Source organism: Leifsonia sp. CL147, assembly GCF_900114565.1.
In the GTDB taxonomy this organism is placed as follows: Bacteria; Actinomycetota; Actinomycetes; order Actinomycetales; family Microbacteriaceae; genus Leifsonia.
Window position 1 is genome coordinate 19,368 of the sequence record NZ_FOTM01000017.1, and the last position, 21,425, is coordinate 40,792.

General features: G+C 67.6%; 19 protein-coding genes. 1 reads left to right on the plus strand and 18 read right to left on the minus strand.

Going from position 1 to position 21,425, the window contains the following annotated elements; genetic code table 11:
* Positions 1-4 precede the first annotated feature (4 nt).
* The 11 genes from BM287_RS17630 to BM287_RS13840 form a co-directional block, all read right to left on the minus strand.
* Complete coding sequence (locus BM287_RS17630; protein ID WP_139230692.1) at positions 5-988, minus strand: hypothetical protein; 984 nt, start codon at positions 986-988, stop codon at positions 5-7.
* Between the two features lie 88 nt (positions 989-1,076).
* The gene (locus BM287_RS13805; protein WP_090041559.1) at positions 1,077-1,667 is read right to left on the minus strand and encodes an ATP-binding cassette domain-containing protein; all 591 of its coding nucleotides are present in this window, start codon (positions 1,665-1,667) and stop codon (positions 1,077-1,079) included.
* Positions 1,658-2,683: a peptidoglycan-binding domain-containing protein gene (locus BM287_RS17635; RefSeq protein WP_139230693.1), complete on the minus strand. Its 1,026-nt coding sequence runs from the start codon at positions 2,681-2,683 to the stop codon at positions 1,658-1,660. The genes BM287_RS13805 and BM287_RS17635 overlap by 10 nt, the downstream gene beginning before the upstream one ends.
* A gap of 63 nt (positions 2,684-2,746) precedes the next feature.
* Positions 2,747-3,298: a hypothetical protein gene (locus BM287_RS17640; protein WP_139230694.1), complete on the minus strand. Its 552-nt coding sequence runs from the start codon at positions 3,296-3,298 to the stop codon at positions 2,747-2,749.
* A gap of 32 nt (positions 3,299-3,330) precedes the next feature.
* Entirely contained in the window at positions 3,331-3,663 is a 333-nt protein-coding gene (locus tag BM287_RS13810; RefSeq protein WP_090041562.1) for a lactococcin 972 family bacteriocin, read from the minus strand.
* 334 nt (positions 3,664-3,997) lie between these two features.
* Entirely contained in the window at positions 3,998-7,627 is a 3,630-nt protein-coding gene (smc, locus tag BM287_RS13815; protein ID WP_090041563.1) for a chromosome segregation protein SMC, read from the minus strand.
* Positions 7,628-7,778: 151 nt separating this feature from the next.
* Positions 7,779-8,492, minus strand: coding sequence for an ABC transporter ATP-binding protein (locus BM287_RS13820; RefSeq protein WP_090041565.1), 714 nt, complete (start codon positions 8,490-8,492; stop codon positions 7,779-7,781).
* Positions 8,479-9,390: an ABC transporter ATP-binding protein gene (locus BM287_RS13825; protein ID WP_090041567.1), complete on the minus strand. Its 912-nt coding sequence runs from the start codon at positions 9,388-9,390 to the stop codon at positions 8,479-8,481. Before BM287_RS13825 ends, BM287_RS13820 begins: the two co-directional genes overlap by 14 nt.
* Entirely contained in the window at positions 9,387-10,619 is a 1,233-nt protein-coding gene (locus BM287_RS13830; RefSeq protein ID WP_090041569.1) for a branched-chain amino acid ABC transporter permease, read from the minus strand. Before BM287_RS13830 ends, BM287_RS13825 begins: the two co-directional genes overlap by 4 nt.
* On the minus strand, positions 10,616-11,623 hold the full coding sequence (locus BM287_RS13835) for a branched-chain amino acid ABC transporter permease (protein ID WP_090041572.1): 1,008 nt from the start codon (positions 11,621-11,623) through the stop codon (positions 10,616-10,618). The genes BM287_RS13830 and BM287_RS13835 overlap by 4 nt, the downstream gene beginning before the upstream one ends.
* 118 nt (positions 11,624-11,741) lie before the next feature.
* Positions 11,742-12,965 carry a branched-chain amino acid ABC transporter substrate-binding protein gene (locus BM287_RS13840; RefSeq protein WP_090041574.1) on the minus strand — a complete coding sequence of 408 codons (1,224 nt, stop codon included), beginning with the start codon at positions 12,963-12,965 and terminating at the stop codon, positions 11,742-11,744.
* 218 nt (positions 12,966-13,183) lie between these two features.
* Here BM287_RS13840 and BM287_RS13845 point away from each other — a divergent pair, with 218 nt between their 5' ends.
* Complete coding sequence (locus BM287_RS13845; protein ID WP_244528294.1) at positions 13,184-14,245, plus strand: GNAT family N-acetyltransferase; 1,062 nt, start codon at positions 13,184-13,186, stop codon at positions 14,243-14,245.
* A gap of 119 nt (positions 14,246-14,364) precedes the next feature.
* Here the strand turns inward: BM287_RS13845 and mutM are convergent, their stop codons facing one another.
* The 7 genes from mutM to BM287_RS13880 all read right to left on the minus strand — a co-directional run bounded on the left by mutM (position 14,365) and on the right by BM287_RS13880 (position 21,422).
* A complete protein-coding gene (gene mutM, locus BM287_RS13850) occupies positions 14,365-15,264 on the minus strand; it encodes a bifunctional DNA-formamidopyrimidine glycosylase/DNA-(apurinic or apyrimidinic site) lyase (RefSeq protein WP_090041576.1) in 900 nt (299 codons plus the stop codon).
* Positions 15,242-15,955, minus strand: a complete 714-nt coding sequence (gene rnc, locus BM287_RS13855) for a ribonuclease III (protein WP_090041578.1) — start codon at positions 15,953-15,955, stop codon at positions 15,242-15,244. Before rnc ends, mutM begins: the two co-directional genes overlap by 23 nt.
* A gap of 7 nt (positions 15,956-15,962) precedes the next feature.
* Positions 15,963-16,166, minus strand: a complete 204-nt coding sequence (rpmF, locus tag BM287_RS13860; protein ID WP_018190667.1) for a 50S ribosomal protein L32 — start codon at positions 16,164-16,166, stop codon at positions 15,963-15,965.
* Between the two features lie 2 nt (positions 16,167-16,168).
* Positions 16,169-16,687 (minus strand): YceD family protein, encoded by a 519-nt coding sequence (locus tag BM287_RS13865; RefSeq protein ID WP_244528296.1) that lies wholly within the window; start codon positions 16,685-16,687, stop codon positions 16,169-16,171.
* 74 nt (positions 16,688-16,761) lie between these two features.
* A complete protein-coding gene (locus tag BM287_RS13870) occupies positions 16,762-19,029 on the minus strand; it encodes a transglutaminase TgpA family protein (protein WP_090041580.1) in 2,268 nt (755 codons plus the stop codon).
* A complete protein-coding gene (locus tag BM287_RS13875; RefSeq protein WP_090041583.1) occupies positions 19,019-20,362 on the minus strand; it encodes a DUF58 domain-containing protein in 1,344 nt (447 codons plus the stop codon). The genes BM287_RS13870 and BM287_RS13875 overlap by 11 nt, the downstream gene beginning before the upstream one ends.
* A gap of 1 nt (position 20,363) precedes the next feature.
* Positions 20,364-21,422, minus strand: coding sequence for an AAA family ATPase (locus tag BM287_RS13880; protein ID WP_090041585.1), 1,059 nt, complete (start codon positions 21,420-21,422; stop codon positions 20,364-20,366).
* Positions 21,423-21,425: the final 3 nt, after the last annotated feature.

Here is a 21,425-nt window from a genome sequence, read left to right on the forward strand (position 1 = left end):
TCTTCTACCGCATCTTGAAGTAGCGGAAGAGGTGGTCTTCGCGAGTGAAGGCGGCTCCAAAACCCACACCGGCGAACGCCCCACCAACTGAGGCAGCAAGAATTCGCAGGCCGATCGAACCCAAGTAGGGCTGCTCTGATGGGTCTGCGAATCTGGCGAGCCACAGTCCGAGCCCCACGGTGAGGAGGGTTGTCCCGATGGTCCACGTCAGGGTCTCCAGCGCAAGCATCGCGAGAATGGAACGACGCGAGACCCCGACGTGCATCGCTGCGGCGTTCTGCAACCGCCGCCTCAGGGTGCTGAAAAGCCCCAAGCCCCCGGCTGCTAGAGATCCCGCAAGTGCGGCAAAGCGGGTAGACCTCGTACTCAAGGCGTTCGCCGCGTCGAAAGAAGCCCCCATCGTCGTGTTCAGCTGCGTCAACTCTGGAAGGTCTTTCGAGGACGACGAGGGCAGAACCGTCGTCAGCAGAAGTTGCGACAGCTCTTGATTGGAGGGCCAGATCTCAGCCCAGCATTCATCGAACCGGCCGGTTGCGGGGACCGGCACGAGAACTGAGTATGAGAGGCCTGATCTTCGACCGTCCGCCGGATACTCGAATCTGCCACCCAGCGCCACATCACCCTGTGGCGTGGCCAAGGACTTCCTCTGTTTCAGCCCAAGGGTCTCGTAGGCCTCCGGGCCAGCGAACACGCCAGCGCTCTGTTCCGATGCGTTCAATATCTCAAGGAGTCCTCCGCTAACCATCGAGGTCGGAAGGGGCGAATCGGGTAGAGACGATGGGACGAGCTGTGCCTTCGAATTTCGAAAGCCTCCGGCACCGCGAATTCCGGGAAGGGAACTGAGAGACTCGCACACCTGTCCGTCAATCCGGCCTCGAGCGGAAAGCACCATGACGGCAGCACCGCTGGATCTATATCGCTCTGCTTGCTCGAGCACCTGATGCGCGGTCACGAGGTCCGCACCCATCAAGGCGAGTGTTATCGCCATGAAAAGTACGGTCAATAGCCCCGAGCGCGCAGTGCCGGTCCGAGCATTCCGCCAAGCTTCGCTGAATACCGCCAAGCACTTCACGGCGTCACAACTCGACTCTGCCTGAGCAAGCCTTGACCACCGCTGAATCATGCGTGGCAATTACCACGATCCGGCCCTCCCCCGCACTTTCTCCAATCGAAGAGACGACCGAGCCGGAGCTCGATCGGTCGAGCTGCGCGGTCGGTTCATCGATCAGCAAAAGCTGCGGATCAGAAGCGATTGTTCTCGCAAGCATCAACCGTTGGGCTTCGCCTCCCGAGAGGTTTGCGAAAGGAGAATCCGCAACGTGCGATAGTGCCATCCTCTCCAACAACTCATTCGCAAACGGCTCCGCCCGTTCTCGGCCAAGCCCTCGGGCCAGGAAAGGTAGGACGACATGATCGCGGGCCGACCGCCGGGGACTGCCATGGGGATTCTGGAATACCCAACCGATGCGAAGACCATCGGGAATGATCACGCTCCCTCTTGCCGGTGTCAACCAGCCGCCAAGTATAGACAGCAAGGTGCTTTTCCCCGAGCCTGACGGTCCGGTTAGCGCGTAGATCTGTCCTGGTGCAAAATCAGCGTTCACTCCTTCGAAGAGCCAAGCCGCGCGCTCGAACCGGTGCCCGACGTCGCGCAACGCTATTGACATGACTTCGACGCATTCGGATTGAGCAAGACGCGAGTGGGAGGAGAACTCCGTACGAACCGAACGAAGGTCTGACCCAATTGGGATCCAATGACCTCGATAGCAAATGACTGGCGCCGATCGGACACACACCCCCGTGACCCGTTGAGCATGACGACGGCCGACGGCGGCACCACGCTTGCATCGATCGGCTCCGAAAGCTTCAGTGTGGCAGACCAACTGGGATTGGAATCGGCCGTTGCCGTCTCGGCCTTAACCGAGCTGAGCTGGCTCTGTGCCAGGGGAGCGGACTTCCCTCCACCATCGACATCCAATTGTCCTGTGCCGAACTCCAATTTGCGCTTCCCCGGCACTAGATCCGTCGGCATATTGATCACTTGGAGCGTTCGCGGTTGGACAGTCACCGTAGCGATCTTTGTGCCTGCTGCCACGTTGTCGCCGAGCTTCGAATTGCACCCGTGAAGATAAACCGCCGACGCGGGAATCCAGGTGAAGTGCGAGACTGGCACGCCGGGTTCGCTACCCTCACTCGGCTCACCGCTGCCAAGCTTGTTGGCGGCGACGAGCGTTTCGCGACCCATACCGCCATCCACCGTCACGTTGTAACCGAGCCGAACGAGTTCTTGCTGAAGAGCTACGACGTCGGCACCTCGGTCCCCTGGCTTGAGGTCGCGCCACAAGGGGATGGTGGTCGCGAGCGTGACAACTGGCGTTCCGTTCAGCGAATAAAAGCTCGAGCCTGAAACGAGCTGTCCCTCCGTCGAGCAATCGATGCCCGTCACTCGCCCATCTCGCGCCGCGAGCAATTCATATTGGACCGACTGCGACAGCTGCACCTCGACGGCGCGATCGTCCGTATACGGGTTGGTCGAAAGCGCCACGTCGGTCGGTGCTGGGGACGGTCGGACCGAGGCGGGTAGATCATCTGGCACGATGGCCAGAAAAACCGCGGCCGCTCCCACCACTAGGGCGAGTACAAGGCCCGTCCAGCCAATCTTCCGCTTCTTGAACGTTTTCATAATCTGATTACCTCACGGCCTCACGGGGCGAGAGCCCTGAGAACGACTGATTAGCCATCCCTACTAGCGCGTGCCGTAGTTGAGCGGGTCCGCGATGCATCCATCGAAAGCTTTCGTGTTGGCCAGCTTGCTTAAGCTCTTGCCCGCCGAAAGATCCTCAGGCGTATAACTCCCATCGACTGCTTTCACTCGCTTCAGGCAGGCCACCACGATCTGATTCTCGTCGAAACCCTGAGGATTCCGGTCGATTGCGTCGCGAAGGGCCACCAGTCCGAGACCACCTTGCTTATTACAGTCGTCGATCTGTTGCTGGGTAACGTTCGCGGGCTTCGTGTAGTCAAGCGTTTTATCCGACGTCCATGCGGACTCAACTCCGAGTCGCTTCAGGCACGAGACGATCTGATTTCTGAAGTAGGAATACTCTTGGTCGGATATAACGCCGTCTTGAAGAGCCGCACGCTCAGCCTCGCTCGAGCTCTCTGCATATGTGGATTTGAGCAGATCGCTCCACGGACCTGTGAACGCTGGAACTGCTGATTCGTCGGCGCGAACCTCCGCCTGTCCAGCCGATGAAGCGGTGCAACCCATCAAAGACGCCATAGCGATCAGGAGCACACCGAAAAGCCCGCCGGCGCGCCCAGCCCGAATCACAGAGTGTTCCAGTACGCCGTATTACGCTGCGGAGTCTTGCTGATCGATGCCCTTGCCCAAGCGTTCTTCACCGCTGCGGCCTGGCTGCAGGTCTGACCGAAGGAAGCCCCATTGCACGCCGTCGCGGTGTGGTTCTTTGTCGCGTGGTGGTAGTACGAAAAGGTCGTCGACTCGACACCATACTGCCAGAGCCCACCGCCCGCGTTCTGGGTCGTTGTGCCCATTTTGACGACGGACTGCGATGCCGCTGATGCTGAGGCAACGGACACCGGAGCCACGATGGAGAGCCCAACGAGAGCTACGGCGAACAGCGATTTCTTGAACAACATTTTGCATTACTCCTTGCTCTGCACTCGGTCGAGTGCGCTTTCGCCAGGATAACCCACGAAAGCATTTTGAGACAAGAAATACCTGCATTAAAATGCTTGGTTCACATGATCTGCGCGTGGAATTGCTGTATGTTGGACGAATGAGTCAGGATCTGGTGAGTACCGTGCTTCTGGCCCTGTGTCTGGGAGCGGTCGGTCTCACAGGTGTCTTCGCGTATAAGCTGCTCAGTCTGTGGATGCGAATCGTCCGCACTGGCGTCACGCAGCGCCGCAGGAAGCCGCCCCGGTTCTGACATATCGCGCGAGCGCCGCGCACCACTCGCCCAAGCGGCGGCTAGCTCGCCTCCTCCTGCGCGACGCGCTGGCCGACGACCGCGGAGACACCGTCCTGGCGCATCGAGACGCCGTACAGCGCGTCCGCGATCTCCATCGTGCGCTTCTGGTGGGTGATCACGATCAGCTGGCTGCTCTCGCGGAGGTCCTCGAAGATGGTGAGGAGCCGGCCGAGGTTGGCGTCGTCGAGCGCGGCCTCCACCTCATCCATGATGTAGAACGGGCTGGGGCGGGCCTTGAAGATCGCGATCAGCAGCGCGACCGCGGCCAGGGAGCGCTCGCCGCCGGAGAGCAGTGAGAGTCGCTCGATCTTCTTGCCGGCGGGCTTCACCGAGACCTCGATGCCGGTCGTGAGCAGGTCATCGGGGTCGGTCAGGCTGATGCTGCCCTGCCCTCCGGGGAAGAGGATCGGGAAGACGCGGGTGAACGCGGCCTCGGTGTCGGCGAAAGCCGACTCGAAGATCGACTGCATCCGCTCGTCGATGTCCTCGATGATCGTCAGGAGGTCTTTGCGGGTGTTCGTGAGATCGGTCAGCTGCTCGGTGAGGAACTTGTGGCGCTGCTCCAGCGCGGCGAACTCCTCGAGCGCGAGCGGGTTGACGCGGCCCAGCTGGGACAGCTTCCGCTCGGCGGCGGCGAGGCGCTTCTGCTGGTGCTCGCGCGAGAACGGGACGGTCTCGACGGCGGCGCGGTCCGCGGTGGTGCCGGGGTCGCCGGCGGTGCCGGGGGCGCCGGCGGTGCCGGGGTCGCCGGCGGTGCCGGGGTCCGCGCCGTCGGCGTCGGCGTCCCGGGGCTCGCGGCCCACATCGACCGGGACGGGGACATCGGGCCCGTACTCGGCGACCAGCACATCCTCCACGAGCCCGAGCTCGCTGCCGGCGCGCTCCAACAGGCCCGACAGGTGCAGCTTCTTCTCGTAGATCTGCAGCTCCAGCCCGTGCACCGACTCGGTGACGGCCTGCAGCCGTTCGCGAACGCTGTTCTCGTCGCGACGGAGGGCCGCGAGCTCCTCGTTCTGGCTGGCACGTTCGGCCTCGGCGGTCGCCAGAGCCAGGCGGGCCTCTGCGACCGAGCGATCCACGGAGGCGAGCACGGCGGGAAGAGCGGAGATCACGCTCTGGGCGGCATCCAGCTGACGCCGGCGGATGACCGCCCGCCGGGCGGCCTCCTCCGCAGCCGCGCGCTCCGCCTCGAGGCGGCGGACGAGCGCCTCGCCGCGGGCCTGCTCGGCGCGAACCCGCTCCTTGGCCGTCTCCACGGCCAGCCGCGCCTCGACCTCGGCCTCGCGCGCCGCATCCAGCTCTCCGGAGAGCGCGTCGCGGGCACTGACGTCGAGCATGGGACGCGGTCGCGAGCGAGCCGCCTCCAGTTCGGACTTGGCCTTCTCGGCACTGCGCTCCGCCTCGGCGACGCGTTCCGCTGCCTGCTCGAGCGCCCGGCTGAGCCGGTCGAACTCGGCCTGCGACGCCTCCAGCTGCACCTTCAGCCGGTTCACCTGCTCGCTCTGCGCGGCGAGCTTCGCGTCGAACTCGCGGAGCGTGGCGAGCGCCGCCTGCGACTGCTCTTTGGCGACCTGGAGCACGCCGCGCTGCTCGGCGAGGGCGAACTTCGCCCGGTCGATGAGGGAGGTGACCTCCGTCAGTCGCTCCTGGGCCGCATCCCGATCGGCGATCAGCTCGATACGGCTCTGCTTGGCGCCGGAGCCGCCGCGCAGGACGTGCTCGGTGAGCACATCGCCACCGCGGGTGATGATCGTGACCGGTCCGCCGATCCCCCGGCCGCTGAACGCCTCGAAGGCGCTCCGGGCGGCATCCGGATCGTCGGCTATCGCCGTGAACGCGAGGATGCCGCGGACGCCGTCCGGCGCCTCCACGACGCTGATCGCGGGGACGACGCCGGCGATTCCCGAGAGGTCGACCGAGGATGCGGGGGCCGCGGCGATGACGACCTCGACCCGTCCGAGGTCGTCGGCAGCGGCGTGCGCGACCGCCGCGAGAGCAGCAGCCCGGTCGTCGGCGAGCACCGCGTCCGCGAGCGTCCCCAGCGCTGCCGCGATCGCTGTCTCGTATCCCGGGTGCACGCGGACGTGCTCAGCCACCAGGCCCCGGACGCCGGGAAGGCGCGCGCCGACGAGGGCGGCAGAGCCGTCCTTCTGGTCGAGTGCACGCGAAAGTGCGCTGGTCCGGGCGGCGAGAGCGTCGCGCTCCCGCTCCAGGGTATGCAGCTCCTCGCGGAGCCGCTCGATCTCGCCCTCCGCTTCGAAGACCGTCGCCTGGGCGAGCTCGTACGCCTCGTCGAGGTCGCCCTCGCCGATGTCGGCCGTGGCCGCCTCCGCCTCGCGCGCGGCGAACTCGGCGCGCGCCCGCTCCCGGCGTTCCGTGGCAGCGTCGAGGGCGTTCTGCTGGCGGAGCACCTCTCCGCGGACGGCGGCGAGACGTTGCGCGGCAGCCTCCGCCTGTCCGTTCAGCTGGGAGATCTCCAGGTCGTGGCGGGAGACGAGGGCGCTCTGCGCGGCGATCTCCTCATCCACCGCATCCAGACGCGTCCGGGCACCGCGGGTCACTGCTTGCGCGGCCGTCCAGGCGGCTTCCGCGTCGGCCACGACGCCACGGAGCCGTTCGACCTCGTCCCGCGCGTCCTGGACGTTCTGCGGCGTCACGCTGGGACCGGCATCGGGCGCATCCCCCTGGCTGCCGAGCAGCGCGACGCGCTGGTTCGCCAGGGTGAACAGGCTGCGGAGCCGCTCCTGCACCGACTCCAGTGCGAAGGCCGTGCTGCGGGCCGCATCCACCGCGTCGCCGACCTGCGCCTGCTCCAGCCGGGTGCGGCGCAACTGCTTCTGGCCGAGCTGCTCCTGCAGCACGATCTGCTCGCTGTGCCGCTCGGACTCGGTCCGGCCATGGTCGTCGAGCGTCCGGCGCAGCGAGACGACCTCGTCCGCCAGCAGCCGTGCCCGCGCGTCCCGCACGATGGCGGCGATGGACTGCGCCTCGCGCGCGATCTCGGCCTGATGTCCGAGCGGCTTCAGCTGCCGCCGGACCTCACCCGCCAGGTCGCTGAGGCGCGTGAGGTTGGTCTGCATCGCCTCCAGTTTGCGGAGCGTCTTCTCCTTGCGGCGCCGGTGCTTCAGGATGCCGGCCGCCTCCTCGATGAAGCCTCGGCGCTCCTCCGGGCTGGCGCGCAGCACGGCATCGAGCTGCCCCTGGCCGACGATGACGTGCATCTCGCGGCCGAGGCCGGAGTCGCTCAACAGTTCCTGCACATCCAGCAGCCGGCACGACTGACCGTTGATCGCGTACTCGCTGCCGCCGTTCCGGAACAGGGTGCGCGAGATCGTCACCTCGGAGTACTCGATGGGCAGAGCACCATCGGAGTTGTCGATGGTCAGTTGCACTTCGGCACGGCCGAGGGGGCCGCGCGTCGCGGTGCCCGCGAAGATGACGTCCTCCATCTTGCCGCCGCGCAGAGTCTTGGCGCCCTGCTCCCCCATCACCCAGGCGAGCGCGTCCACCACGTTGGACTTGCCGGACCCGTTCGGGCCGACGACGCAGGTGACGCCCGGCTCGAAGGCGAACGTCGTCGGCTGCGCGAACGACTTGAAGCCTTTGAGCGTCAGACTCTTCAAGTACACGCAGGCGAATTTACCGGACGTTCACGCACGCGCCGCGCCGGAGCGCCGCAGGAAAGGGAGGAGTCGGAGGACGACTCGCCGACTGGCAACGCGAAAGGGAGGAAACCCGAGGCGTCGAGCACCCGAGTTTCCTCCCTTTTCGCCGTGGGGGTCAGCCGACGCCCAGGTACGCCTCCTTGATGGCCGGGTCGGCCAGCAGTTCGCGTCCGGTGCCGGCGTGGGTGATGTAGCCGGTCTCGAGCACGAAGGCGCGATGGGCGCGGGCCAGCGCCTGGTTGGCGTTCTGCTCCACCAGCAGCACCGTGGTGCCCTGCTTGTTGATCTCGGTGACGATGCTGAAGATCTGGCGGATGAACTGAGGCGCGAGGCCCATCGACGGCTCGTCGAGCAGCAGCAGGCGCGGGCTCGACATCAGCGCACGACCGATCGCGAGCATCTGCTGCTCACCGCCGGACATGGTCCCGCCGACCTGCGTCTTCCGTTCGGCGAGTCGCGGGAACAGCGAGAAGACGCGGTCGAAATCCTCGCCCATCTTCGAGCGGTCCTTACGCCCGAACGCACCCATGTCGAGGTTCTCCAGGACCGTCATGCCCGGGAAGATCCCTCGCCCTTCCGGAGCCTGGGAGATCCCCCGGATGACGCGGATGTGCGCCTTCATCTTGGTGATGTCCTCGCCGTCGAACATGATGGACCCCGCCGACGGGTTCAGGATGCCCGAGATCGTCTTCATGGTCGTGGACTTGCCGGCGCCGTTCGCACCGATCAGGCTCACGATCTCGCCCTCCTCCACGGAGAAGGACATGTCGTGGATGGCCTCGATCCGGCCGTAGGACACGCTGATGTTCTTCAGCTCAAGCAACGTCATCTTCAGGCTCCCCGAGGTAGGCGGCGATCACGCGCGGGTCGTTCCGGATGGCCTCCGGAGTGTCGTCGGCGAGCTTGCGCCCGAACTCCAGCACGACGATCCGGTCGGTGACACCCATGACGAGCTTCATGTCGTGCTCGATCAGCAGCACGGTGTAGCCGTCGGCGCGGATGGTCCTGATGAGATCCATCAGGTCCTCCTTCTCGGCCGGGTTGAAGCCGGCCGCCGGCTCGTCGAGGCACAGCACCTTGGGGTCTGTCGCCAGGGCTCGCGCGATCTCCAGGCGGCGCTGGTAGCCGTACGGAAGCGACCGGGACAGCGAGCCGGCGTGGTCGGCGATGCCGACGAACTCCAGCAGCGCCATACCGCGCTCGATGGCCGACTTCTCCTCCCGCGTGTGCCTCGGAAGGCGCAGCAGCGCGCCGGGCACGGACGTGCGGTGCCGCGCGTCCAGGCCGACCACCACGTTCTCCAAGGCGGTCATCTCGCCGAACAGGCGGATGTTCTGGAAGGTGCGCGCCAGGCCCAGCCGCGTGATCTGGTGCTGCTTGCGGCCCCGGATCGTCTGGCCCTCCAGCAGCACATCGCCGCTGGTCGGCTTGTAGACGCCGGTCATGGCGTTGAAGCAGGTGGTCTTGCCCGCGCCGTTGGGCCCGATGAGGCCGAGGATCTCTCCCCGGCGGATGTCGAACGTCACGTTGTCGAGCGCCGTGAGACCGCCGAACTTCACGGTCAGGTTGCGCACCTCCACGATGTTCTCGCCGACCTCGACCGCGATCTCGCGATCCGGTGCTGCAGCCTCGGCGACCGCAAGGTCGACCCCGGCCGCCTCCAGCTCGTCCTCGTGCATGCCGAGGACGGACTCGTCCTCGGGGACGGTGTTCTGTGCGTCGGTCATCGTGCGCCTCCCTCCGCGCCGTCTCCACCCAGGGCGCCCCGGTCGACGACGGGCGTCGGCCTCGTCGCCGTCGGAGTCCGGCCCTTCACCGCCTCGGCCACGCGCCGGTAGGCCAGCGTCCCGTACGCCAGGAGCTTCTGACGCGCAGGGAACAGACCCTGCGACCGGAAGATCATGATGATCACGAGCGCGACGCCGAAGATCAGGTACTTGTAGTCCGCGATCGCGGTGAACCGGAGCGGGATGTACGCCACGATCGCACCGCCGAGCATCGCGCCGACCTTGTTGCCCGCGCCGCCGAGAACGACGGCGGCGAGGAACAGAATCGAGGTCTGCACATCGAACTTCTGGTTGTTGACGAAGCCGACCTGACCGGCGAACAGGGCGCCCGACAGTCCGCCGACCCCGGCGCCGATGGCGAAGGCCCACACCTTGTACTTGAAGGTGGGGACGCCCATGATCTCGGCGGCGTCCTCATCCTCGCGGATGGCGATCCAGGCGCGGCCGACGCGGCTGCGCTCCATGTTCCCGACCAGCAGCAGGATGACGATGATGATCGTGATCGTCAGCCAATACCAGGGGATGCCGTTGGAGTTGGAGAAGATCGGGATGCCCTGCGCGTTGTTCCCCGGCGGGTGGCCCACGTTCTGGAAGCCGACCTGGCCCTTCATCGCCGGGATGATCGTCGCGAGGATGCGGACGATCTCACCGAACCCGAGCGTGACGATGGCCAGATAGTCGCCACGAAGGCGCAGCGTCGGGACACCCAGGATGACGCCGAAGGTCATCGTGATCCCGATGGCGACCGGGATGGTCCACAGGTACGGGATCTTGACGAACGGCGAGTCGGGGCTGGTCAACATCGCGGCGGTGTACGACCCGACCGCGAAGAACGCCACATAGCCGAGGTCGAGGAGGCCCGCGTAGCCGACGACCACGTTCAGGCCGACGGCGATGAGCGCGTAGACCGCCATCGAGAAGCACGCCAGCGACCAGTCGTTCCCCGGTTCCGTGCTGAGCGGGAAGAAATTCAGATAGGGCAGCGCGTACGCGATGACCACCACGATGAGCAGCCAGGCCCACTGTGCGGGCCGCGACAGCGTGTTCCAGCGGTCGCGCAGCTTCTGGAACGGCCGGTTCCCGCGCTTCGCGCGTGCCGCCTCCTGGGCGTCGACCGCCTGCTCCTCGCGGCCGTCGGGGAGGACCCGGGGACCTTCGGTCATGCTCATGCGCGGCTCCTTCCGAGCGAGGTGCCGAGAATGCCGCTCGGCTTGACGAGCAGCACCAGGACCAGGACCACGAAGGCCACGACGTCAGTCCACTGCGAGTCGCCCAGCAGGATCTGGCCGTAGTTGCCGATCACGCCCAGCAGCAGGCCGCCGAGGAGGGCTCCGCGGACGTTTCCGATGCCGCCGAGGACGGCTGCAGCGAACGCCTTGACGCCGAGGATGAAGCCGCCGTTGTAGATGACGCCCGACGGCACGAGCATCACGTAGAACAGTGCTGCTGCACCCGCCAGGATGCCGCCCGTGATGAAGGTGATCTGGATGATCCGCTCCTTGTTCACGCCCATGAGGGTCGCCGTGTCCGCGTCCTGCGCCACCGCGCGGATGCCACGGCCGGTGCGCGTGCGCCGGATGAACCAGTCGGTCGCGATCATCAGGATGACCGCGGCGATGACGATGATGAGCTGCTGGCTGTTCACGATCGTCCCGAAGACGTCGAAGATCGGCTTCGGTATGAACATCGTCACCGCCGGCTCCGCGTTCGCTCCCCGGATCAGGAAGATCAGGTACTGGATCGTGAACGAGGCGCCGATCGCCGTGATGAGGAACACGAGGCGTGGCGCGTTCCGTTTTCGAAGCGGGCGGTACGCCACGCGTTCCAGGACCCAGGCGGTGACCGCCGAGGCCAGCACGCCGACGAGCAACGCGAGTATCAGGTCGCCGATGAGCGCGACGGGGCCGAGCGTCGGGGCGCTCGGGCCGAAGCCCAGCGTGGTGAGGGTCACCACGACGCCGTACGCGCCCATGATGAACACCTCGGAGTGGGCGAAGTTGATCAGGTTCAGCACGCCGTAGACGAGCGTGTAGCCGACCGCGATCAGGCCGTAGACCGCACCAAAGGTGAGGCCGTCGAATGTGGCGCTCCAGAAGTTCTGGGCCAGGGCGTTGACGTCGAAGTTGATCCAGGAACTGTCGAGGACGGGATGGAGGACGAGGGTTTCGAGCATTCGAGCATCCAGAGTTTCAGTGCCGGGTCACCGTCGATCCGGCAGGCAAAGCGAGCGTAGCCGAAAATGGAGGGTGCCGCGGGCCGCCGGGACCCGCGGCACCCTTCAGGGGGTCGGCTCAGCCGATGGTGCCGATCGGGACGATCTTGCCGTTGTCGACCTTGTAGCCGTAGACGGCAGGCGCCTGAAGCTCACCGGTGGAATCCCACTTGTAGTGCTTGCTCAGGCCGTCCGCGTCGTAGTTCTTGACCCATGCGAGCAGGTCGGCGCGGGTCGTCTTGCCCTTGTCGATGCCCGCGAGCAGAACGGTTGCCGCGTCGTAGCCCTCGATCGAGTAGGTGCCGGGCTCCGCGTTCGCGAGCTTCTTGTAGGCCGACTCGAAGCTCGGGATGAGCTCACCCGGGATGCAGGGGCAGGTGAAGTACGCGTTGCTGGACGCGTCTCCGGCCAGCTTGATGAACTGGTCGTCCTTCACGCCGTCGGGGCCGACGAACGTGCCCGTGTAGCCCTTGTTGACCAGCTGCTGGTCGAACGGAGCACCCTCGGCGTAGTAGCCCGCGTAGTACACCGCGTCCGGCTTCGCGTTGAGGATCTTGGAGATCACCGCGGAGAAGTCCTTCTGGCCGGTGGTCACCTTGTCGGTGCCGACGAGCGCGTCGCCGAGCGCCTTCGAGGTCTGGGTGCCGAGGCCGATGCCGTAGTCGGAGTCGTCCTGGACCAGGTAGACCTTCTTGGCCTTCAGCTTGTCCGTGAGGAACTTCGCCGCAGCCGGACCCTGCACGGCGTCGTTGCCGAGGCCGCGGAAGAAGGTCTTCCAGCCGTTCTGGGTCAGGGCCGGGTTGGTCGCCGACGGAGTGATGTGAACCAGACCCTGCTGCTCGAAGATGTTGCCGGTTGCCTTCGACTCACCCGAGAACGGGAGACCGACGACACCGATGATGTCCTTCTCGTTGACGGCCTGGGTCACGGGACCGGTGGCCTTGTTCGGGTCACCCTCGGTGTCGAACTTCTTGAAGCCGACCTGGCATCCCTTGTTGGACTCGTTGTGCTGGTTGATGGCCAGCTGGACACCGTTGTAGATGTTGATTCCGAGCTGGGCGTTCGCGCCGGTCTCGGCGCCGACGTAGCCGATGGTCAGGCCCGCAGGACAGGTGGCCTTCCCGTCGCCGGCGGGGAGCACGGCGTTCTTGGGCACATCGACCGACGTGATCGCCGGGATGTTCACCTTCGAGGAGTTCCCGTTGGTGGATCCACCCGTGGACGGCTGGTTCGCACATCCAGCGAGCAATAGCGCGACTGACGCTGCAACAGCCGCACCGATGGTGACTTTCTTCCTTAGCATCTTCTGCCTCTCGACGTAAATCCGTCACGAACTCGCCGTTTTAGCCGGTTCGTGCCACGAATATGTGTGCTGAGAATACATGGCCCGCAACGTTTTGCACCCACCCTGCGCGCGCAGATTTACACGATCGAAACCAAAGTGATCCGGTGACTTCACAGCGTGAGGGAGCTCGCATAGGCTGAATTCCCGCGTGAATCGGCTCGAGGAGGTGCCCTGCGATGCGTGTGACGCGGCTCCCCATCCCCGATACGCTGGGGACCCCGGAATCAGCGGCCTTCGAGGAGCTCGTCGGCGTGCTCAACGGGATCGTCGTGGACCTCTGGGGCGACGACGACTTCGTCGAGACGGCGGAGCAGGCGCTCGCCGCCCATCGCGAGCAGGACTACACCGAGCGGATCGTGTTCGTCGCGATCGAAGAGGATGCGATCGTCGGGCGTGTCGAGGTGGTCTTCCCGCTCAACGCGGACTCGGAGACGGCCTCACTGCTCGTGGATGTGGTCCCGGCGCTGCGCGGCCGAGGGATCGGCACCGCCCTCCTGGCGAAGGGCCACGAGCTCGCGGCCGAAGGCGGCCGGCGCGTGGTCTCCGCGTACACCGAGCATCCCATCCGCACTCTCGAGGGCGCCGAGCGGCTGGTGCGGGCGTCGGCGGGGTCGGCCGGCCTGCCCGCGGAATCGCCGGCCGTGCGGTTCGTGCGCCGTCACGGCTACAGCCTGGGGCAGATCGAGCGGTCGAGCGAGCTGCACCTCCCCCTCCCGCCGGAACGCGAAGCGGGACTCACGATGCCGCTGAACGGGTTCCGCCTGGTCTCCTGGTGGGGCGCGGCGCCGGACGAGTTGCTGGAGCGTTTCGCGGCGATGAAGGCCCGGATGTCGACCGACATCCCGCAGACCGGGATCGCGGTGGATCCGGAGGACTGGGACGGCGAACGCGTCCGCTCCCAGGAGCGCACTCTGGTGGCGCGCGGAGAGCCGCTCCTCGTCACGGTGGCCGTGCACGAGGCGAGCGGTGAGATCGCTGCGTACACCGAGCTGGCCGTGCCCGCGGATGGGACGAAGGCCGAACAGTACGACACCCTCGTCGCGCGGGCGTACCGCGGTCACCGCCTCGGCACGGCGGTGAAGCTGCGGAACATCCAGGAGCTGGGACGCCGCGCCCCGCACATCCGCCGCATCCTCACCTGGAACGCGGACGAGAACGACCCCATGCTGGCGATCAACCGGGCTTTCGGCTTCCGTCCGCACGCCCTCACCGGCCACTGGCAGAAGACGCTGGAGTAGCGGGCAGCCCGGCACCAACGGAGGCGTTCACGGGCGAAGGGACGCCGCGTCACCTCCCTTACCCGCGCCGCCTCGGCGTGTCGCGCAGGAACACCTCCGTTTGCCGCGAGGGCGGACGTCTACCGCCGGAGGCGCTGGCAGTGAGGACAGAAGTGGGAGCCCCGGTTCATGAACTGCTCCCGGACGATCGGCGTGCCGCAGCGCGGGCACGCCTCGCCTTGACGTCCGTAGGCGTTGAGGCTGTGCGCGAAGTAGCCGGAGGCGCCGTTCACGTTGACGTACTGGGCGTCGAAGCTCGTCCCGCCCTCCGCGAGGGCCTTCTCGAGCACGTGGCGCACCTCGGCGAGCAGGGTGCGCACCTTCGCCCGGCTCAGCGAGTTCGCGGGCTGGGCGTAGTGGATGCGCGCGGCCCACAGCGCTTCATCGGCGTAGATGTTGCCGATGCCGCTGATGAGGCGCTGATCGAGCAGCGCGCGCTTGATGTCCGTATTCTTCCGGGCGAGTGCTGCCGCAAACCCGCCGGCGTCGAACGCCGGGTCGAGCGGGTCCCGCGCGATGTGGCTGACCTGGGTCGGGACGAGCGGCTCGTCGGTGCCGAGCCCGCCGGGAGCGCCGTCGAGGGCCGGGACCAGAGCATCCACCGCCATCGAACCGAAGATGCGCTGGTCGACGAAATGCACCCACAGCTCGCCCTGCACCGGATGCGCGATGTGAAGGCGGATGCGCAGCAGCCCGGCCTCCGCCGTACCGGGCTCCCGCAGCAGGATCTGCCCGCTCATTCCGAGATGGGCGACGATCGCGCGCCGCGGCGCACCCTCGAGCGGGATCCACAAGAACTTGCCCCGGCGCACCGGGCCCTGCATGACACGACCGTCGAGCAGCGCCTCGAAGTCGCCCGCGAGCGGGTCGTGGCGCCGGAGAGACCGGTGCTCGAAGACCTCTACGCCGAGGATGGTCGCGCCCGTGACCGCCGGAGCGAGGCCGGCCCGGACGACCTCAACCTCGGGAAGCTCGGGCACGTCGTCTCGTCAGCTCCGTCCAGGCGCTCAGTGCTGCGGCCATCTCGGCCTGCTTCTTGCTGGTGCCGTCGCCCGTGGCCGTGATGAGGCCCCCGACCTCGACAGTGGCATGGAAGGTCTTGGAGTGGTCGGGGCCCGTGTTGGTGACCGTGTACACCGGGAGTCCGGCGCCGCGGTGGGCGGCGATCTCCTGCAGGCTCGTCTTCGGATCCATGGCGGCGCCGAAACGCTCGGGGTCGTCGAGCAGCGGCGCGATCAGCCGCAGTACGAGCGCCGTCGCTGCATCGCCGCCGGCATCGAGGTAGGTCGCTCCGATGAGCGCCTCGACGGTATCGGCGAGGATGGACGCCTTCTCGCGTCCGCCGCTCTGGTTCTCGCCGCGCCCCAGCTTGAGATACTCCCCCAGACCGATCCGTCGGGCGACCTGAGCGAGCGCGACGGAACTGACCAGGCTGGCGCGCCGTTTGGCGAGCTCGCCCTCGTCGAGGTGCGGGTTCTCGCGGAACAGCTTGACCGTGACGGCCTGGCCGAGGATCGAGTCGCCGAGGAACTCGAGGCGCTCGTTGTTCGGGATGCCGCCGTGCTCGTACGCGTAGGAGCGGTGCGTCAGCGCAAGCTCGAGAAGCTCGGGGTCGATATCGACCCCGAGCTTCTCGAGGAGTGCGCTACGGTCCGGATTCTCTCCGACCATGCGACGATCAGACGTCGGCGACCTTGCGGCCCTTGTACTCGAGGAAGAGGGCCGTGCCCGCCGAGTCCTCGACGACCTTCGCGCGGTGCGGGAGGCTGTAGGTGACCTTGCCGTTCTCGATGGTCTTGACCAGGGTGGGGACCTCAGCCTTCCACTGCGAACGACGGGCGTGGGTGTTGGCGCGCGACTGTTTCCGCTTGGGGACGGCCATGACTATCTCTTCTCTGTATTCGTTCCGGCGGTGTTCGGTCCGGCGGTGTTCGGTCGGGGTTCATCGGTGTCGGAAGCCTGGAAGGCCGCGAGCGCAGACCACCGAGAATCGATGATCTGCGAGGACTCGCGGTCCGGTACATCCGCCAGCCTCTCCCCGGTCTCGGGGTCGAGACCCGGGCAGTCCGGCCGGCACACCGGCTGGAACGGCAGTGCCAGCACCACCGTATCCCTGATCAGAGGTTCAAGATCCACGTGGTCGTCGTGAACCTCATGATCGAAAGCTTCGTCAGAAGGATACGCGAAAAGTTCCTGGAAATCGACTTGGACGGGCTCCTCGATGTCGATCAGGCACCGCCCGCACACCCCGACGGCGGTGGTCTGGGCGTCTGCCGTGACGAGGATCCCCTCGTGCATCGACTCCAACCGGAGGTCGAGATCGATGGTCTCACCCTCCGGCACGCTGAGCAGGCCCTCGCCCAGCTTCTCCGTCACCGGGATGCTGACGCGCTGCTCGCGCATCGAGCCGGGATGGCGGATGAGGTCGTACACGTTGACGGCGTACGGGGAGTTTTTCGTGGTCACGAGCAACTATTTTACGCGGCGCTCCGGGGACGTGCGGCGGAAGGCCATCCCGCTGGCAGCAAGGACACAGGAAGCAGCGCCGCCTTGAGCCGCAGCGCGGGACCGGCCTGCGCCCCGAGCTCCGACAGGACGAGAGCCAGATCGTCGGCGAGTCCCCCCTCCCAGCGTCTGGACGGCGGCCCGTACGCATCCCGCTCCAGCTCGGCGAGGAGACGCATCACCCCGTCCTCCGCCGGCGTCCCGGCGACGGCAGCGGCGATCCGGCCGGCGAAGACCCGCGGAGTCTCCGTCGGCGGCGCTGTCCAGCCGAGGTCGCGGACCGTGTCGCGCAGTTCATCCCAGACGAGGGATGCCCCTCCCCATTCGTCGCTCAGCTCGCGCAGTCGCCGCCGTCGCCGGGTCCTGCGCCATACCGCGGGGACCAGCAGCACCCCGATGACGAGGATCGCCGTGCCGATCCCGGTCGCGAGCGGCTGCGCGGCGGAGGTCGCGTTCGGCGTGGCGGAGCCGCTGAGATTGGCCGGGTCCGTCGGCGTCAGCGCCCGTGGCGCTGCTCCCGACGTGGCACCCGCGGCGGGCGCCGGGGCGGCCGGCCCGGTCAAGGGGCGGGTGTAGTCCGGAACGGTCCCGCGACCGACGGTCGGCTCGAACGGCACCCAGCCGACGCCGGCGAAGTACAGCTCCGGCCAGGCGTGCAGATCGTCGCTGGTGACCGTGTACTCGCCGGGGTTCGTGGCCGTTCCTCCGCTGTTCGCACCGGGCAGGTAGCCCTCCGCCACCCGCGACGGGATTCCCAGCGTTCGCGCCATGAGCGCCATCGCCGAGGCGAAGTGCACGCAGTATCCGCTCTTCACCTGAAGGAACCGGGCGATGACGCGTGCACCGTCGCCGTCATACCCCTGCTTGAGCGGCGTCTGGGTCGAGTAGACGAAACTGTTGTCGCGGAAGTAGTCCTGCAGTGCGACCGCCTTGTCGTACTCGGTGAGCGCATCCTTGGTCGCCGTGAGGGCCGTCTGCTCGATGATCGGGGGCATGTCGGAGGGGAGGAACAGGTCGCGTTGCACCCCAGCGGGGACCAACCCGCCGGCAGCTTTGAGCTGGTCGGCGGTCGGTTCCAGGATGAGGCTCGTCGCGGTGTAACGCTGTCCTTGGGTCGTCGCGTTGATCCCACCGATCGTCAGGTCGTCCGGATCCCAGGACCAGGTGCCGTTCAGGCCCTTCACCGACTGGACGGGCGCGGGCGTCGGAAGCCAGCGGCTCGTCATGTTCTCGATCGCGACCGTCGTCGTGATCTTCGCCGTCTTCACCTGCTTGGACAGCCCGGCGACGGGACCGATCTTGACGCCGTCGCCGAGCCTGTTGGTGTCGCGCTCGCGATGCTTCCACACCGAGCCGGTGAACTGATCGAGAGAGGCCAGCTTGAGGTACTGACCGTTCGCCGCCGAGGTGGTGTAGGTCAGGGCGCGGACGGCCGCGGGCCGGCGCAGGTCCTTCCCGAGGTCGACGAGCGGCGTGACGGTTCCGCCGATGGAGATGCCGCCCGCGGTGAAGGAGGTGGCTCCGCCCGCCTCGAACCCGGGTGCCGTTCCGCCCAGGACCACGGCGATGGCGACAGCCGCCGCACCGACGGAAAGGGCAGCGCCCGACCGGGGTGTCCCGGGCCTCCGGGTGCGGACGTCGCAGCGCAGCAGCCACAGATAGGCCGCGGCGGACGCGGCCAGCGAGATCGGCTCGAGGCCGTCGCCGAGGAGCGCGCCGGGCACTACGAGCACGGCGCCGACCCCGAGCGCGGTGAAGGCCGGCGCACGCAGTGCCACGGCGACCGTGTCCAGGATCAGCGCGACCAGGCATCCCCCGCCGACCACCAGGAACAGGAACTCGGGCAGCGCTTCGGCCGGCGTGCCCTGCTGATAGATCGACAGCATCGCCTGCTGCAGGTACTGACCCCAGCTGACGAACGTCGCGGGCGTCGGGATGAGGCCGAGAAGTCCGGTGCCGTGCCCGAACGTCGCCGTCATGACCGCGGCCGACTCCACCAGCAGGAGCAGAGGAACGACGCCGCGGGGCACTCCGAGGTTGCGCAGGGCGGCCCCGGTGACGAGCACCAGTCCCGCCGCCGACACGAGCGCCAACCACCACCCGAAGCCCTGGATGAGCCCCGACAGCGCATAGCTCAGCGCGAGCACCTGCAGCAGGAGCGCCCCGGTGATCCGCCAGTAGCCGGACCTGCGCCGCCCCGCGAGCTGCGGCACCGCGAGTGCGAGAGACTCAGTCGCCACCGGACAGCACCCCCGCCCGGTGCTGCTGCAGGGCGCGCTGCCAGCATGCTGCCGGATCGTCGCCCGCGACGTACGTCACGCAGAGCCAGCCGGCGTCGGCGAGGACCTCCGCCGTCTCGGCGGGCTGCGACGCCGCGACGAACGCCACCGCAGGGTCACCCATCGACCGCAGCGCGGCCAGTGCACCGAGCTCGGCGGGTGGAGCTCCGGTGAGCACGACGAACACCGGGACCGCCCGCCCGGCACGGCGGAGGCCGGCGCCGAGCTCCACCACCGCGTCATCCCGCTGGACGGCTGCGGGCTCGACCGCGGCGAGGTCGGCGAGCAGCATCCGGTCGGCGGTGCTCACGTCGTAGGTCGCCGTCGTCGCGCCCAGCGTCCCCGTGCGCCCGGCGCCGCTGCGGCCCGTCAGCTGGCGATCGCCGGTCTCCACGACGCTCACGGCGAAGCCCTCGTCGAGCAGGTGGACTCCGATCGAGGCGACGAGATCGACGACCGTCTCGAACTCGTCGTCGGCGACGTCGTCCAGCCCCGGGGGGCGAGCGGGCGCCGGGCGCGTGTCCATCAGCATCCACGCCTCGGGATTGCTCCGCTGCTCCTCCTGCCGCACCATCAGCTGATCGTGCCGGGCCGTGGCGCGCCAGTGGACGCGCCGGAGCGGGTCGCCCGGGCGGTACTCGCGCGCGATCAGCTCGTCGGCGCTCGGGATGCTGTGCCGCAGCAACTCGTGCTCCGTGCCCTCGCTGTGCGCCACGTCCAGCACGCCCCGGGCCAGGGGCCGGACCTGCGGAGTCACCAGGAGCAGCCGGGGCTGGCCGACGGCGTACTCCGCGTACGCGATGCCGAACGGATCGGCACGGCTCACCACGAGCGGGCCGACGGAATGCGCCCCGCGCCGGTCCGGCACCACATCCTGTCGCAGCACGACCGTGTCGCGACCGAGACCGCCGTCGACCTGGTGGGCACCGAGCCGCGGGAACGGCGCAGGCGGCTGCACTCCGACCGCCGGCGGCGCCGACTCCCGCCAGCCGGCCGAGGGGCTGGGTCTCGGGGACTCGTTGCGCACGGTCGTCACGATGGTGGCCTGCTCCCCCACCCCGACCACGTCGGGATGGAATGCGCGGGCCACCGTGAGGCGGGGACGGTCGATGGTGACGGAGATCATCGCCGCGAGCGGGAGCACCGTGAGGAAGACGCCGACGAACAGCACGTCCGTTCGGCCCAGGATCACGGAGGCGACGAGCGCCACCACGCCGATGCCACCGAGTGTCCAGCCGCGCGCGGTCGGGCGCGGCCGCTTCAGCGGCGAAGAGGCGCGACCGCGGGCGGGCATGCTAACGGCCTGTCGGACTCACTGCGCCCGAGCCGAGCGGGACCGGGGTGGATGCGACGATCCGCCGCACGATGTCGGCGATGACTGGAGCACTCTCGTGGTGATGGCCGAGGGCCCGGCTGGTCGGGAGCAGGCGGTGGCCGAGCACCGGGACGGCCAGCGCATCCACATCGTCCGGCAGCACGAAGTCGCGGCCCGCGAGCGCAGCCATCGCCTTCGCGGCGCGGATGAGCTGCAGGGTGGCGCGCGGACTGGCGCCGAGCCGGAGATCGCGATCCTCCCGCGTCGCGCGGACCAGGTCTACCGAGTACTGCTTGACCGGGGTGGATGCGAAGACGTTCCGCGCGGTCACCATCATGGCCCGCAGTTCCTCGGTGCTGACGACAGGACGGATGCGCGAGAGCGGACTCGACGTGTCCCGGGTGGTCAGCATGGCGAGCTCCGAGCCCTCGTCCGGGTACCCCATCGCGATACGGGCCATGAAGCGGTCGCGCTGCGCCTCCGGGAGGGCGTAGGTGCCCTCCATCTCGACCGGGTTCTGCGTCGCGACGACGATGAAGGGAGCGGAGAGAGGATAGGTCGAGCCGTCGACGGTGACCTGGCGCTCCTCCATGCACTCCAGCAGGGCGGACTGCGTCTTCGGGCTCGCCCGGTTGATCTCGTCGCCGATCACGATGTTCGCGAAGATGGCGCCGGGCTTGAACTCGAACCGCCGCTCCGCCTGGTTGTAGACCGAGACGCCCGTCACGTCGCTGGGCAGCAGATCGGGGGTGAACTGGATGCGGCTGACGGTGCAGTCGACCGATTTCGCCAGCGACTTCGCCAGCATGGTCTTTCCGACGCCCGGGACATCCTCGATGAGCAGGTGGCCCTCGGCCAGCAGCACGACCAGCGCGGTCTGGACGGCCTCGTGCTTGCCGTCGATGACGGACTCGACGTTCGCGGTGATCTGGTCAGCGGCGCGCCGCAACTCGTCCAGTTCCATGCCGGGCGCCGCGACCGTCTCCTCGACCGGGGCCACGGAGGACTCGGTCGGCTGACGCGTCGCGTAACTGTTCATGGT

What these genes read in the sequence shown, in the direction of transcription:
- BM287_RS17630 (WP_139230692.1), bottom strand. Translation starts at nt 988, where the DNA reads ATGGCGATAACACTCGCCTTGATGGGTGCGGACCTCGTGACCGCGCAT.
- BM287_RS13805 (WP_090041559.1), bottom strand. Translation starts at nt 1,667, where the DNA reads ATGTCAATAGCGTTGCGCGACGTCGGGCACCGGTTCGAGCGCGCGGCT.
- BM287_RS17635 (WP_139230693.1), bottom strand. Translation starts at nt 2,683, where the DNA reads ATGAAAACGTTCAAGAAGCGGAAGATTGGCTGGACGGGCCTTGTACTC.
- BM287_RS13810 (WP_090041562.1), bottom strand. Translation starts at nt 3,663, where the DNA reads ATGTTGTTCAAGAAATCGCTGTTCGCCGTAGCTCTCGTTGGGCTCTCC.
- BM287_RS13820 (WP_090041565.1), bottom strand. Translation starts at nt 8,492, where the DNA reads ATGACGTTGCTTGAGCTGAAGAACATCAGCGTGTCCTACGGCCGGATC.
- BM287_RS13825 (WP_090041567.1), bottom strand. Translation starts at nt 9,390, where the DNA reads ATGACCGACGCACAGAACACCGTCCCCGAGGACGAGTCCGTCCTCGGC.
- BM287_RS13830 (WP_090041569.1), bottom strand. Translation starts at nt 10,619, where the DNA reads ATGAGCATGACCGAAGGTCCCCGGGTCCTCCCCGACGGCCGCGAGGAG.
- BM287_RS13835 (WP_090041572.1), bottom strand. Translation starts at nt 11,623, where the DNA reads ATGCTCGAAACCCTCGTCCTCCATCCCGTCCTCGACAGTTCCTGGATC.
- BM287_RS13840 (WP_090041574.1), bottom strand. Translation starts at nt 12,965, where the DNA reads ATGCTAAGGAAGAAAGTCACCATCGGTGCGGCTGTTGCAGCGTCAGTC.
- BM287_RS13845 (WP_244528294.1), top strand. Translation starts at nt 13,184, where the DNA reads ATGCGTGTGACGCGGCTCCCCATCCCCGATACGCTGGGGACCCCGGAA.
- rnc (WP_090041578.1), bottom strand. Translation starts at nt 15,955, where the DNA reads ATGGTCGGAGAGAATCCGGACCGTAGCGCACTCCTCGAGAAGCTCGGG.
- rpmF (WP_018190667.1), bottom strand. Translation starts at nt 16,166, where the DNA reads ATGGCCGTCCCCAAGCGGAAACAGTCGCGCGCCAACACCCACGCCCGT.
- BM287_RS13865 (WP_244528296.1), bottom strand. Translation starts at nt 16,687, where the DNA reads ATGCGCGAGCAGCGCGTCAGCATCCCGGTGACGGAGAAGCTGGGCGAG.
- BM287_RS13875 (WP_090041583.1), bottom strand. Translation starts at nt 20,362, where the DNA reads ATGCCCGCCCGCGGTCGCGCCTCTTCGCCGCTGAAGCGGCCGCGCCCG.
- BM287_RS13880 (WP_090041585.1), bottom strand. Translation starts at nt 21,422, where the DNA reads ATGAACAGTTACGCGACGCGTCAGCCGACCGAGTCCTCCGTGGCCCCG.